Annotated in this window: 5 protein-coding genes; 1 reads left to right on the forward strand and 4 read right to left on the reverse strand. The window is 66.4% G+C overall.

The features are described 5' to 3' along the window. Window positions 1-24 precede the first annotated feature (24 nt). The 4 genes from ACUDCK_RS09870 to ACUDCK_RS09885 all read right to left on the reverse strand — a co-directional run bounded on the left by ACUDCK_RS09870 (window position 25) and on the right by ACUDCK_RS09885 (window position 13,989). Entirely contained in the window at window positions 25-3,924 is a 3,900-nt protein-coding gene (locus tag ACUDCK_RS09870; RefSeq protein ID WP_175167690.1) for a S6 family peptidase, read from the reverse strand. 122 nt (window positions 3,925-4,046) lie between these two features. Further along, complete coding sequence (locus ACUDCK_RS09875; protein ID WP_175167691.1) at window positions 4,047-9,110, reverse strand: S6 family peptidase; 5,064 nt, start codon at window positions 9,108-9,110, stop codon at window positions 4,047-4,049. 463 nt (window positions 9,111-9,573) lie between these two features. After that, on the reverse strand, window positions 9,574-13,455 hold the full coding sequence (locus ACUDCK_RS09880; RefSeq protein ID WP_175167692.1) for a S6 family peptidase: 3,882 nt from the start codon (window positions 13,453-13,455) through the stop codon (window positions 9,574-9,576). 108 nt (window positions 13,456-13,563) lie between these two features. Then, window positions 13,564-13,989: a PaaI family thioesterase gene (locus tag ACUDCK_RS09885; RefSeq protein WP_054503814.1), complete on the reverse strand. Its 426-nt coding sequence runs from the start codon at window positions 13,987-13,989 to the stop codon at window positions 13,564-13,566. 167 nt (window positions 13,990-14,156) lie between these two features. On the opposite strand from ACUDCK_RS09885, the gene dinB reads away from it, so the two are divergent. Next, window positions 14,157-15,239: a DNA polymerase IV gene (gene dinB, locus ACUDCK_RS09890; RefSeq protein WP_054503813.1), complete on the forward strand. Its 1,083-nt coding sequence runs from the start codon at window positions 14,157-14,159 to the stop codon at window positions 15,237-15,239. Window positions 15,240-15,244: the final 5 nt, after the last annotated feature.

The following is a 15,244-nucleotide window of genomic DNA, read 5'->3' on the forward strand; positions in this document are numbered from 1 at the left end:
GGCCGCCGCCCGGCCTGGCGCCGATCAGAAGGCGTGGCGGATATTCGCGTTGATCGCCTTGTCGGTGTTGTATCTGCCGAAGGCGGAACGTTCCATGCTCAAGCTGAGGCGGGTGCCGCCCCTGATCCTGGCGTTCACTCCCAACTCCATCAACATCCTGCCATCCTTGCCGTGGCTGGCGTGGATCTGCCCCAGATCGTCGCGCAACGACGTCGCGCCGGGGGCGCGCAGGTCAAATTGGTAACTCAGGGCGGCCAGCGAGGTCAGTTGCCACGCCGTGCCCTCGAAGGACTTGCCGGCCGCCAAACCCACGCGCCCGATCAGGGGGGTGAAGCGTCCCTGCCGTACGCTGACGTTGGCGCCGTGGTATTGCCAATCGAACCGATGGCCGGGCACCGTGCCGTACACCAGCTCGACCTGGGGTTCGACGAACGCGCGGTCGACCAGGGTGATGCGCCGTCCGGCTTCCGCGCCCAGATACCAGGAATGCCCGCCGTAATCCTGCGCCGCCAGGCCCATGGCCGGCATCCCATAGTGGTTGCGGTTGAGCACGTATTTGCCGATCACGTCGACATACCATCCGGCATCGAACAGGGCGGAGGCATAAAGACCGCCGCCCGAGGATCGGGTCTTGCCCGAGAAGGCCCGGCCGTTATGGCGGTTGTCGGTGAATGTCATGGTGGCGCCGGCGTAGACGTCGGCCCTGGCAAAAGCGAACTTCCGGTCGGCGCCGAGTTGCAAATGGGTATAGCGGCTCGTGGATCCCCCGCGCGCCGAGCTGCCTGAGCCGTTCATCAGGCGCGCCCAGCCGCCGGCATTGCCCTGGGCGTGACGCAGATCCCCCATGCGCCGGTTGAGGTTGTTCACTTCGGTCAGGAAGTTCTGGCGGCCGACATCCGTCAGTCCCGTGCCGCCCTGGACGGCGGCTTCGTCCCGCTTCAGCGCGAAGCCTTGCAGCACCCATTGTGTCGCGGTGTCGCTGGCGACGACTGCGACTTGCGGGGTGAGGCGATGAAAGCCGAGTTCGCGCGTGGGCGCGTCCAGGGTGAAAACGTCACCACGGGTGCCGGGCGGGGCTGTCACCAGGGGCGTGGGCGAGGGGGTTAGGCTGGCCAGCGACCGGGCCAGCAGGACGTGCAGCGCATTGTTCCGGCCGGCCAGGGACTGCCTGACCGTGATGCGGTCGGCGGACAGCCCGTCGGTCCGCATGAACACTTGGCTGTCGTCCATGGTCAGGACGTCGACGTCCAGCGATCTGAAGTCGGACGCACCAGCGAGAGCCAGGTCGGCACGATCGAGCCGCAACGATTTCGCCGACGACGTGGACCTCACCTGCCAGGACAGGTCTTGCATGGTCACGTCGGACGCGGGCGCGGCGATGTCGCCGAGGTAAGCGGCGCGCGGCGCGGTCGGGCCGACGGATTCGCCACCGCCAAGGCGGATGTGCGCGGCATCGTCGGACACAATATTGCCGGCAAGGCGGGTGCCGGCTCCCGCCTCGAGGCTGGCATCCGGACCATTCAGTCTCCAGGATTCGGCCGAGTAGGTCGTTGCGGGAAGGGCGGGGACCGCCGCCGCCCGCATCGACAGGATGGCGCGGGCCCCCACGCGCACTTCGCCATCCGAGGCGAGGCCGGCATGGCTTGTCACCCTGGCGTCCTCGCGCAGGTTCAGCAGCGAGCGGGTGAATACGCTGTGGCGGTCGAGCACCGCGTGGGGGGAAGAGACATGCGTTTCGCTATCGGCGCTGTCGATGCCCCCGTTGAAGCGCTCCGCGATGTGCAGGGTGGAGTGGTTCGCCAGGGTCACCCCTCCCTCGAATCTGCTTGTCTCGGCGTCTGTGCCAGCCCTCGATTCGCCGGCGGCCGGCGCCGTATTGATGGCCGTGCCGTCGTTCAGGTCGATGAAGACAGAGGCGCTGCCCAGGGTGACGATGGAATTATCGGCGAGGATATCGGTGGCGAGCGCGGCGTTGCGGCCGAGATGGAGGCGCGCGTTGCGCAGTTGCAGCGAAGCCATGCGGAAGTGGCGCGTTTCCCAGTCGGGCTGAGCGAAGGAGACGGGGCGGGTCCGCAGCGAGTCATCGCCCATGGATTTGAGCTTGTCCGCGATGGCGGCGGTATTGGCGGCGTGGACCAGCGGGTGCCCTTGCAGGTACAGCAGGCCGTTCTGCTGGATGAACGCGCCAGTGCTGTCGATACCTCCGTCGATGGCGAAGCGGCTCTGAGGCGTGGCGGTGTTGGCGATGTCGAGATTGCCGGTGAAATGGCCGTGCCAGAGGGTCGTGGCATTGGCGCCGCCGGGTGGGTCGAAGGCCAGGTTCACCGTGGCGGGGGAACCGCTATTGGCGAGCACGGCGCCGGCGTCGGCGCCGTTCAATCGATGGAAGGTGAGATCGTTGCCGTTGATGTCGAGCTTGCCCCCACGGAATCCCCACTGGATGTTGTCCGGATCGATCTGGCGGCTGTCGGCCAGCACCAGGGTTGGGCGGCCGCTGACGATGCGGACCGCCGCGAAGGCCTGAACCCGGTCGCTGGCATCGGCGCGTTGCGCCAGGATGACGGTGCCATCGCCAATGTTCAACGTGCCCGGGTTGATCCCTGAAGCGCTGATCTTCAGTGTGCCGGCGCCCAGCTTGTGCAGGCTGTCGGCCGCCACGCCGTTGACCTGCCAGTCGACGAACGCTTCCGCGTTCACCGTGATGCCGCCGCCTCTCCAGGTCTGGGTATCCGTGGGCCTGACGGCGTAGCGGCCGTCGAATGTGAGGGCGCCGGCGCCTTGGTCGACCGTGCTTTCCAGCGTGACGATGCCGCCGCCGCGAAAGGCCAGATCCTTGCCGTGATCCAGCGCGGCGGCCTGATTCGCCCCGAACCTGCCATGCATGGTCCAGGCGTTCTCCGCCTGGCTCAATGCGCCGGTTCCGCTGGCCCTGTCGTAGGTCCAATGAATCTCGTCATCGGGCCTTTGGGTGACCACCGGCGCATCGGTCTTGCCGTCGATGACATCCATGACGTCCGGGACCGGAATCACATTGAACGCGCTGAGCGTCGCGGCCTCGCCAGACCAGCCGGTCTGCACCGCTACCAGGGTCCACCGCCCGCGTTGCGCGTCCCAGGCAAACAGCGGAGAGCCGCTGTCACCGGGCCCGCCGTATGAGGCCATTGGACCCTGCTTGGGCGAGTAGGTGGCGCCCGGCAGCGCCCTCAGGAACCAGTAGGAATCCTCGGGCGATCCCACCGTGCCGCCGGTCAGGTAGGCGTAGCCGCCCGCGATGCGTGTGCGCACGCCGGACCGGTCCTGGACCCGCTGCACGCCGGAGCCGACCCGGTAGAACACCGGGAAGCGGGACAGGTCAGTATAGGTTCCGGCGGCATCGCCGGCGTCGGTCATGGCGATGGGCGACACTTCGGTCACGACCTTGTTCAGGCGCGGGGAATGGAAGTCCTCCCAACGGTGGTTGTTGCGGTTGACCAGGGTATAGCGGGTATCACCGCGATAGCCAAAGGCCACGCCGGCGTAGCCGCCGTTGTGTTTGACGCTGACGACGTATTGCGGCGCCACCAGCGTTGCGATGCCCGAGGTGTCGGCCACGCTGAAATCGATCATGGGCGCGCGGTCCAGGATCGCGTAGGGCGCTCCGGCCTTGTCATGCAGCGGGATGCCCTGCGCGCCGGGCCGGAACTCCCCTTTGTTCTCCGCGAAGTCGCGATAGGTCTGGTAAGGCAGATCCGTGCCGACCATGGCGGCCTGCAACGGCGCCGCTGCCAGCAGACCCGCCAGGATCGACAGCCCGTGGCAGATTGGCCGGAAGGTCAGGCGGGGCGCGCCATGGCGGCCCGGCTTGTCGCGTGGATCAGGTCTTGCCGGGCTGGCCGGGAGGGAGGGGAGGGCGTTGCGGCCAGGTGACAGAGATTTCCAGCCCATGCGGCGCTTTCAACACGATAAGCGAAAGCGCCCATTGTCATGGATCAGGGTCCGAACCCAGGTCTGATAATGGGATGCCGCAGGGCCCGCGCCCGCCCGACCGACCGGCCAACCTTTCCGCCTCAAAACTGATAGCGCACGCCGACCTGGCCGCTGTAGTCGTGTTTCAGTTTGCCGGCAAAGCTGCTTTCCACCTGGCTATAGAAACGCCAGTTGGGCGACAGCCTGGCATTGAGCGATACATTGACCAGATAGCGGCTGTCGTCAGCCATCGGTGTGCGCAGCATATCTCCTCGGACGCTGTTGTTCAGGACATCGACGCTGCCGCCGCGCCGCAGATTCTGAAGCCGGAACAGCCCGGCTGAAAGCGTCAGTCCGCGTTGTTCGTCCGACTGGAAATTCAACCCGGCGGCGGCGCCGATCTTGGCATAGACCGGCGCGCTGGCATTGACCCGTACGTCGACGGTGCTCTTGTCGCCATGCAGCGTGTAGCCGCTCGTATAGCCCGTGACCACTTCCACTGACGGTTCAATGAAGGCGCGATCATTGAACAGGTTCATCCGCCATCCCGCCTGCACGCTGGCCAGCACCGAATTCGAGTGCGCGCCATGCCCTTCGATGCGAAGATTGGCGGGCATGTGGTAGGTATGGTTGGTCCTCAGGTACTTAGCGATGAAGTCGACGAAGGGGCCGTCCTCGTTGATCAAGGCATAGTAGACGCCGATGCCGCCGGTGGTGTGCTTTTCCGACAGGCCCGCATCGCCATGCCCCGAGCCTTGGGTATAGCTTCCCATGACGCCGTACAACTGCATGCCATCCATGCGGTCCACGCCCAACTGCAGCGTATCGTGCTTCAGGCGCACTTGCTGATAATCGGCCTGTCCATGGCTGGTCTTGATCCATAGTCCGGCTGCTTCGTGCAATTGACGCACGTCGCCCAGGCGTTTGTTGAGCTGGTTGGTTTCCAGCACGAACGCGATCTTCGGCAGGCTGGCCAACGCGGCGGTGCGGTTGATTTGCTGGCGTACCGCGTTGATCTGGTTGACGATGTCGTCGTCCGCGACGATGCCGGCTTGGCGCAAGCGGCCGATGATCTCGTCGCGCGACCGCAGGATGCCCAGTTCGGACAGCCTCAATGAATACGGCGTGAACAGCGACAGTCCCCCGGCGTGTGGCCTGTGGGTTTGGACTGGCGGGTCAGCGGGTTTTTCGACTGGCGGTTCCGCCGGTTTTTCGGCGGGCGGGTCAGCGGGCTTCTCGACTGGCGGCTCCGCCGGCTTTTCGGCGGGCGGGTCCGCGGGCTTTTCGACCGGCGGTTCCGCCGGTTTTTCGGCGGGCGGGTCCGCGGGCTTTTCGACTGGCGGCTCCGCCGGTTTTTCGGCGGGCGGGTCAGCGGGCTTTTCGACTGGCGGCTCCGCAGGTTTTTCGACTGGCGGGTCGACGGGCTTCTCGACTGGCGGCTCCGCCGGTTTTTCGGCGGGCGGGTCGACGGGCTTTTCGACCGGCGGCTCCGCCGGTTTTTCGGCAGAATTGCCCTCGTCAGGCGTGGCCGCATCAGGTGCGTCGTCGGGGGGCGGCGTCTGGTCGGGCGTGACGACCGGTTCGACCGCCCTGTACGTCAATTGCCATCTTTTCTCCGTGTCGGTGCTGACGATCTCAAGGTTGGGCACGTAGAGCGTGAGTCCCTGCGTGACGGGACCCGACTTGAAGTAGCTGTCCAACGTGGCCGCGGGCGCTGTCGCCAACAGCAAGACACCGCTGTCGTCGGCGGGGACCGGATCGTGCACGAGGAGAGTAAGGTCCAGTCGGTTGTCGCCGCCCTGCGCCAAGGAGGCGATATGGATACTGTCGCTTTCGTGGGTCTGCGGCCTGGCGGTCATGGCGAAGCGCACGCCGCTGGCAATCAGCGTGTCGACCCGCAGTGCATGCGGGGTCCATGCCGGTCCGGGTTGCGACAACTCCACCCTTTCCGCCGTCGGCAGGTGCAACAAGTCGAACTCGCGATTCTCCGTCAGCTTCCACGGCGCTTCGTCGCTCATGCTGATGAGCCACCATTGCCGTTGATCGGCCGCATGGCTGACCGCCAGGCCGCTGCGCCAGGGATCGCTTGACGCAGGGGTGTCGGAGGCATCGCTCTTGACGAAGTACTTTTCCGGCGCAAAGCGATCCGCGGGCGTGGCGGCGGGTGCGCTGAACACCAGGGTTTCCCTGGCTTGTGCCGGACCGCTGGCTTGCGCCTGGCCGGAATAGGCGGCCCGCAAGCGGTTGCCGCTGCCCTCGAGCAGCGCGGTGACGGTCATTTCGTCATGGGCGCCGCTATAGGGATCCACGCGAAAGACAAAGACACTGTCGGATGCGGCAAGCGTGTCGACCGTCAGGGCATGAGGCGGATTCGCGGGCGTGGCCTCGATCAGGCCCATGGCCAACGCCTTGGCGGAATTCGCCTGCGGCGGGAAATCGCGGTCGAGCAGGCGGCTGTCACCGAAACTCAGTAGCGCGTTGCTTGCCTGTAGCCGATTCAAGGCCGAGTCCCCGGTGATGAACCAGTGGCCGTCATCGTGGATCCGCATGCCCGCCTGGCTGGCGCTGACAGCGCCAGCGTAGACCGCGGCAGCGGTGGACTCGGACGTGATGGCGGCATCGCCGCCGCCCAGGTTGATGCTGGCGTCGTCATCCGCGACGATGTCGCCAAACAGGCGGGTGCCCGCGCCGGCGTCGAGGGCGCCATGGGCGCCTTGCAATCGCCAAGCGGCGGCGCTGTAGGTGGTCCACGACGCGGCATCTTGCGGCGCTGCCTGCATTGACAGGAGTGCGTCCGAGCCAACCTGCACGTCGCCGTCGGAATGGAGGGCGGCGCGGCTCGTCAGCCTGGCGTCGTCGGCCAGCGCCAGCAAGGAGCGGGTGAACTCGCTGGGCTGCGTCAGCTCGGCCTGGGTCGAGGCCACGCGGATGGCGCTGTCGACGCTGTCGATGCCGCCAATGAACGAGTGGTTGATGCTGAGCGTGGATCCGTCCGTCAGTTGCACCCTGCCTTCGAAACGGCTTTGGTCAGCCGGGGCGAGCGCCTTCGACTTGCCCAGTACGGGCCGGGTCTGCACGCCGTTGCCGTCTTCGAGATCGATGTAGAGTTCGTCACTGCCCAAGGTCACGTTGGCGTTCTGCGCCAGGATGTTTGCGGCGAGCGTGGCATTTCTCCCAAGGTGCAGCCCCGCGTCCTTCAGGACGAGGGATTCCATCGTGAAATGCCGCGTTTCCCAGTCGTCCTGGTCGAAGGAGACGGGTTGGGTCAACAGTGAGTCGTCCCCCATCTTGCTGAGCTTGGCGACGATCGGCTTCTGGTTGACGGCATGGATGACGGGATGGCCCTGCAGGAAGAGTTGTCCATTGGTCTGGTGCAGGGCGCCGGCGATCCGGGTGCCGCCGTCGATCGCGAAATCGTTCTTCGTGCCCGCTTCGACGCGGTTCACCACGTTCAGATTGCCAGTGAAATGGCCGTGCCAGATATTGGCGATGGCAGCGGTGGCCGTTGCCTCGGTATCGGTTGCCGCGGTATCGGTTGCAACGGTATCCGTGCGATTGAAGTCAAGGTTGAGCGTCGCCTGCGCGCCGCGGTTCGTCAGGATCGCGCCCTTGTCGGCGCCGTTGAGACGGTGAGCGGTGATATCGTTGCCGTTGACATCGAGCTGGCCGCCGCGATAGCCCCAGTTGATGTTGTCGGGGTCGACCTGCCCGGCATCGCCAAGAACGACGGTCGGACGGCCGCTGGCGATATGGATTGCATCGAAGGCCTGGACCCGCCCTTCGGCATCGGCGCGTTGCGCCAGAATGACGGTGCCGTCGCCGACGCTCAGTTTCCCGGGATTCATCCCCACGCCATTGATCCGCAGCGTGCCGGTTCCGAGTTTGTGCAGGCTGTCGGCGGGCACGCCGTTGATGCCCCAATCGACGACGTGATTGTCGTTGACGAAAATGCCGGCGCCCATCCAGGTCTGGCTATCGACGGGCTTGACGGTGTAGTCGTCATCGAAGGTCAGCGAGCCGGCGCCCTGGTCCACCGAGTTCTGCAGGATCACGGTGCCACCGCCGCTGAAGATCAGGTCCTTGCCGTGGTCGAGCGCCGCCGTGATGGTGGCGCCATGCTTGCCATGCATCGCCCATGCATTGTCTGCCTGCGTCAGGCTGCCGGTGCCCTGGGCGGCGTCATAGGACCAGAGGATGTCGCCCAGGGTGGGTTGGGTGACGACGGGGGCATCGCGGTTCTTTGCCATGACGGCGTTGAACTCGTCGACGAGGATGACCACGAACGAATTGGCGGCTCCCTGCGGCTCGCTGTACGTTCTGGTGACAGCGACCAGCACCCATCTGTTCTCCTTGGCGTCCCAGGCGAATAGCGGGGAACCGCTGTCTCCGGGGGCCCCGTATGACGCCATCGGGCCTTGAGCGGGGTTGTAGGTGTTGCCGGGGCTCGACACAATACTCCAATCGGAAATACTGGGCGAACCAATCGTCCCGCCGGTCCGATACTGGTAGGCGCCCTGGAGATTCGTCAGCGTGCCGTCCCGGTTCTTGACATACTGGTACCCCGTCCCTACCCGGTAGAACACCGGAAAGCGATTCTTGTTCTGGTAGGTGCCCTGCGCGGTGCCGGCGGCTGTCAGGGGCATCGGCGCCACTTCGGTCACGATCTTGACCAGCCGGGGACTATGGAAATCGCGTGCGTAATCGTCATTATTGCGGTTTGCGAATCGATAGAGCGTATCGTCCGCATAACCGAAGTTGACGCTGCCGTAAGCGGTATTGTGCTTGACGCTGACGATGTACTGCGGCGATGCCAGCGTCGCGATGGCCTTGCGGTCGACGCCGCTGAAATCGATCATGGGCGCGCGATCCAGGACGGCATAAGGAACGCCGGTCTTGTCGTACAGGGTGATATTTGTCGCCCCGGGCTGGAATGCGCCCTTGTTCTCGCTGAAATCGCGATAGGTCTGGTAGGGGAGATCGGTGCCGACGATGGATGCGTGAAGCGGGAGGGAGCCCAACATGCTGGCCAGGATCGACACGCCGCACAGCGCAAGCGCTTTTCGCTGGCGCCTTGAACGGCCGGTCTTTTTCACGCCGCGCCGAATCTCGGCGACCGGAACGACTTGTTGCCTGGCGTTTTTCTTCAGTGCGTAGATCTTGTTCATACTGCTTTCCGGTTATTGCGCCTCTCCTGGGCGCGGACGCGAGGAAAAATGGGCGCACGCGCTCGCCCCGGCGCCGTTGAGCGTCGGGAGTGTTGAAGCGGATTGCGGAGGTTGGGGATGCGCGGGCGCCGGCAAGGGCGCAGACGTCAGCCCGGCTTGGCCGGCATCGCTCGGAGTTGCCCTTCGCGCGGGGGCATCACGGGGCAGGGGCGTGGGCCGCCCGCATGGGACGGGGTGCGCCTACCCGGGGCGGGAGGTGCCGCGGCGGCGGCGAGTAGCGGGTGTGTCCAATCCATGGGACGCTGTCAATGAGGCTTGATGAAGAGCCCTCATTGTCGGGGAATAGCGTCCCACCGCGGGTCCGATAATGTGGCGCGCGAGTCCTATATTGTTGCTGCTCGCTTGCCCGGCCAGTCGCCCGCCCCAGGGGGCGGGGCGAGGGATGATTTTGCATGCCCGCGTCTCAGAAGGCGTAGCGCATGTTCGCGTTGACCGCCTTGTCGACGTTGTACTTGCCGAAGGCGGAGCGTTCGAAGCCCAGGCTGAGCCGGGTGTGTTTCCTGATCCTGGCGTTCACGCCAAGCTCCATCAGCATCCGGCCATCCTTGCCGTGGCTGACGCGGGTTTCGCCGGCATCGTCACGCAGTACCGTCACGCCGGGGGCGCGCAGGTCGTATTGGTAGCTGAGCCCCGCGAACGAGGTCAGTTCCCAGTGCGCGCCCTGGAACGTCTTGCCGGCCGCCACGCCGACGCGCCCGATCAACGGGTTGTCCCGCCCATGCCGCACGCTGACGTTGGACGCGTTGTGCTGCCAGTCGAAGCGGTGGCCGGGCACTGCGCCGTACACCAGTTCGACCTGGGGTTCGACGTACATGCCCTTGGCGACGGCGAGGCGCCATCCGGTTTCGGCGCCGAGATACCAGGAATGCGAGCTGCGCTCCTGACGCGACAGGCCCATCGCCGGCATGGCGTAGCGGTCGAGGTTGCGCAGGTATTTGCCGATCACGTCGATATACAGCCCGGAGCGGAACAGGGTCGAGGCGTAGAGGCCGCCGCCGGTGGATCGGGTCTGGCCGGAGAAGGCGTCGCCGCTGTAGCGGTTGTCGGTGTGGGTCAAGGTGGCGCCGGCGAAGACGCTGGCCCCGCTGAACGTGAATTTGCGGTCGGCGCCGATCTGCAGAAGCGTATAGCGGTTCGAATAGCCGGTCCGGGCCGAACCGGAACCGCTCATCACGCGGGCCCAGCCGCCGGTCTCGCCAGGGGCGTCGCGCAGGTCCCCCATGCGGCGGTTCAGGTGATTCACTTCGGTCAGGAAATTGCGATAGTGGACGTCCATGAAGTTGCGGCCGTTGTCGACGTTTTTTTCGACCCGCCGCCTGTCGACGCCTTGCAGCACCCATTGCGTGGCGGTGTCGGTCTCGACGACGCCCACCAGCGGGATCAGGCGATGGAAGGCGAACTCCCGCTCGGGCGCGCTGATGGTGAAGACGTCGTTGCGGGAGCCCTTGGGCGCGGCGACCAGGACGACGGGCGCGGCGGGATTGGCCGAGGAGCGGGTCAGGGCAGGAGCCAGCGAGGGGGCCAGCCGGACATGCAGCGCGTTGTTCTGGCCGGTCAGGGACTGCGATACCGTGATGCGGTCGGCGGACTGGCCGTCGGTGGCCATGAACACCCGACTGTCGTCCAGGGCAAGCGAATCGACGCTGAGGGACGTGAAGCCGGGTCCGCTGGCCATATCCACCTGGACGCGGTCGAGCTGCGCCGATTTTGCCGACGATGCCGACTTCACCTGCCAGAACAGGTTTCGCATGGCCACGTCGGAGGCCGGCGCCGCGATGTCACCGGCATAGGCCGCGCGCGGCCCGTCCTGGGTGGCGGGTTCGCTGCCGCCCAGGTCGATGTGCGCGGCGTGGCTGGACAGAATGTCGCCGAACAGGCGGGTACGGGACCCGGTATCGAGGCGGCTGTCCTGGCCGGTCAGGGCCCAGGATGCGGCCGAGTAGGTCGTCCAGGGCGCATCGGCGGCGGCCGCGGCCAGCATCGACAGCGCGGCAGCGGTTTCCACTTGCACCACGCCATCGGAAATGATGCCGGCATGGCTGGTCACCCTGGCGTTGTCCTGCAGGCGCACCCGGGAACCGGCGAACCGGCTGGGGCGGTCCAGCACCGTGTGGGCCGAAGCGATGTACGTTTCGCTGTCGCTGCCATCGATGCCGCCGCTGAAGTAATCCGCGATGTGGAGCGTGGAGTGGTTCGCCAGCGTCACCCGCCCCTTGAACCGGCTGCGATCCGCATCGTCGCCGGCCTTCGATTCACCGGCAGTCGGCGTGGTCTTGATGCCATTGCCGTCGTTCAGGTCGATGTACACGAAGCTGCTGCCGAGGGTGACGGAGGAGCGGTCGGCATGGATATCGGTGGCGAGGTCGGCATTCCGGCCAAGATGGAAGTCCGCGTCCCGCAGTTCGAGCGACGCCATGCGGAACCGGCGTGTCTGCCAGTCGGGTTGCGTTAAGGACACGGGTTGGGTCAACACCGAATCATCGCCCGTGGCCTTGAGCTTGTTCGCGATGGCGACCGTGCTGGCGGCATGGGTGACCGGGTGTCCCTGCAGGTAAAGCTGGCCGTTGTGCTGGACGACCGTCCCGGTGGTGTCGATACCGCCATCGATGGCGAAGCTGTCGTGGGCGCTCGCATCGACGGTATTGGCGATGTTGATGTTGCCGGCGAAATGGCCATGCCACATGGTGGCGGCGTTGGTGACGCCGGGCCGGCTGAAGTCCAGGTTCACGGTGGCCAGCGGGCCGCTGTTGGCGAGGATGGCGCCTTCGTCGGCGCCGTTCAATTGATGGAAGACGAGGTCGTTGCCGTTGATGTCGAGCTTGCCCCCGCGGTAACCCCAACTGATGTTGTCGGGATCGATTTGCCGGCCGTCGGTCAGGACCAGGGTGGGGCGACCGCTGACGATGCGGGCGGCGCTGAACGCTTGCTGCGTTCCGGCCGCATCCGCCTGTTGCGCCAGGATGACCGTGCCGTCGCCGACATTCAACCTGCCGGGGTTGGCCCCGGTGGCGGCGATCCTGAGGGTGCCGGCGCCCAGCTTGTGGAGGCTGTCCGCCTCGACGCCGTTGACTTGCCAGTTGACCGTGCTGCCTTCGTTTACGACGATGCCGCCGCCCCGCCAGGTCTGGATATCGGCGGGCTTGACGGTGTAGTCGCCGTCGAAGGTGAGCGCGCCGGCCCCCTGGTCCACCGGCTGCGCCAGGACGATAGTGCCGCCGCCCTGAAACGTCACGTCCTGGCCGTTGTCCAGGGCGTCGGGGCCGGCGGCGTCGAGCCGGCCGCGCACGTCCCACGAGGCCGGGCCCTGGGTCAGCGCGCCGGCGCCGGTGGCCTCGTCGTGGGTCCAGAGGAGGTCGCCATCGGCGGGGGCCGTGATGACGGGCGCCGCGGTCCGCTGCTGCATGACGTCGAGGATGTCCTCGAGGGGGATCACCGTATGGTGGGTGGTGATTCCGGTTATCTCGGTATAGCCGCTCAACACGCCCAGCACGACCCATTTGCCGTCGCGGGCGTCCCAGGCGAAGAGCGGCGATCCGCTATCGCCGGGCACGCCGTAGGACGCCATCGGTCCCTGGGCCGGGTCGTAGAGGTCGCCGGAATGGGAAAGGAATGTCCAGAACGAAAAAAGGGGGCTTCCGACCGTGCCGCCCGTGCGGTAGAAGTAGGCGCGCTGGAGGTCGGTGATCTTGCCGGTCCGGTCCCGAAGGTATTGGTGGCCGGCCCCCACGCGATAGAAGACGGGAAAGCGGGTCTGGTCGCCATAGACGGGCAATCTGCCGGCGCGGGTCATGTCCAGGGGCGCTGCCTCGGTCACGATCTTGTTAAGCCTGGGCGTATGGAAATCGAGCCGCGCATGTTCGTTGCGGTTGACGATCGTGTAGGTGGTGTCGTCGCGATTGCCAAAGATCACGCGCCGATAGCCGCGGTTGTGCTTGACGCTGATGATGTGTCCGGGCGACACCAGGGTGGCGACGCCGGTCCGGTCCACGGAACCGAAATCGATCATGGGAGCGCGATTCAAGCTGGCATAGGGCTTGCCCGCCTTGTCGTACAGCGGGATGTCCCGGGCGCCCGGCTGGAAGGCGCCCTTGTTTTCAGCGAAGTCGCGATAGGTCTGATAGGGGAGGTCGGTGCCGACGACGGAAGCATGGAGCGGCGTGGCGCCCAGCGCCGCCATCACGATCGACGCGCGGCCCAGGAACGGGCCGAGGCTGTCGCAGAAGCGGCCGCCGGGGGCCTTGGCGGTGACGTGGCGGATGCTGGGCGGCTTGTGTTTGCAATCCATGCGGCGCTTTTAATGAGGCATTCGGGAGCGCTCATTGTCATGGATTGGCGTCTCACGGCGAGTCCGATAATGCGGTGTCCGGACCCCGCCGCGGCCCGGGCCGCCGCTTCAGTCGCCGCCGGGACGGCGGCGGATGATCTTGAAGGTGGCGGTGGCGCGCGCCACCAGTTCGCCGTCGGCGCGGCGGATGTCGCCCTCACAGAAGGCGATGGATCCGCCGCGGCGCAGGCAGCGCGCCTCGATCACCAGGTCGCCGGTGCCGGGCGACAGGAAGGTGGTGTTCATGTCGATGGTGGCCATGCCCTCGGTGGCATCGGCCGAACCACGCGCGGCCGCGCTCAGGGTGAAGTCCAGCACGCTCATCAGGGTGCCGCCGTGCACGTCGCCGCGGCTGTTGGTCAGGTCCTGGCGCCAGGGCAGCGAGGTGCGGGCGTAGGCCGGCGCGATGCTTTCGGGCACCAGGCCGATGAAGCTCATGAACGGGATGGCCAGGCCGAAATATTCGCCGGTGGCGGGGGTTGCGGTTGCAGTCATGGAGGTGGGCACGCAGGGAAAGGGAACGACGGGAATTTGGCGGTCATAATATCCACTTTTACGCCGCCGGCCCGCGAGGATGCGGCGGCCATGGCCGTTTTTTTCGGTGACCGTACTTTTCGCGCCCGTGTGCGCGCCATGCGGTCGCCGATCCGATTTCCGCCGACATGAGCGACGTCACCCGCAAGATCGTACATATCGACATGGACGCGTTCTACGCCTCCGTGGAACAGCGCGACAACCCCGAACTGCGCGGCCAGCCGGTGGTGGTGGCGTGGACCGGGCCGCGCTCGGTGGTGTGCGCGGCGTCCTACGAGGCGCGCCGCTTCGGCGTGCATTCGGCCATGTCGGCGGTGCGCGCGCAGCGGCTCTGTCCGCAGGCGGTCTACGTGCCGCCCGACTTCAACCGCTACCGCGAGGTCTCGCGCCAGATCCGCCAGATATTCGCCCGCCATACCGACCTGATCGAGCCGCTGTCGCTGGACGAAGCCTACCTGGACGTCACCGTCAACAAGCTGGGGCTGCCGTCGGCCACCGAGGTGGCGCAGGTGATCCGCCAGCAGATCCGCGCCGAGACCGGCCTGACCGCGTCGGCCGGGGTGGCGCCCAACAAGTTCCTGGCCAAGATCGCATCCGACTGGAACAAGCCGGACGGCCAGTTCGTGATCCGTCCGAACCGGGTGCTGGAATTCCTGCAGCCGCTGCCGGTGCGCAAGGTGCCGGGCGTGGGCAAGGTGACGCAGGCGCGTCTGGAGCAACTGGGCATCCAGACGGTGGGCGACCTCGCCACGCATGGGGTCCAGGAACTGGAACACTACTTTGGCCGCTACGGCCGCCGCCTGTATGAGCTGGCGCGCGGCATCGACGAGCGCGAGGTGCAGACCGACCAGCCGCTGCAGCAGGTGTCGGCCGAGACCACGTTTTCCGAAGACGTGCGGCTGGACGCGATCGGCGAGGCCCTGGACCGCATGGCCGAGAAGGTCTGGAGCCAGGCGCTGAAAAAAGGCGCGCTGGGCCGCACGGTGGTGCTCAAGCTCAAGACCGACCGTTTCCGCATCCTGACGCGCAGCCAGACCAGCCCGCATCCGCCGGCGTCGGCCGCCGAACTGGCGGCGCTGGCGCGGCTGCTGTGCGAGCGTGTCGACCTGCCGGCGCAGACGCTGTACCGGCTGGCCGGCGTGGGCATGAGCAATTTCGCCGACCCGCAGGAGCAGACGCGCCAGCCGGATCTGTTCGGCGGCGCGTTCTGAGGGGC

The sequence above is a fragment of the Achromobacter sp. CF-sbj1-Ac2-l genome (assembly GCF_052698165.1).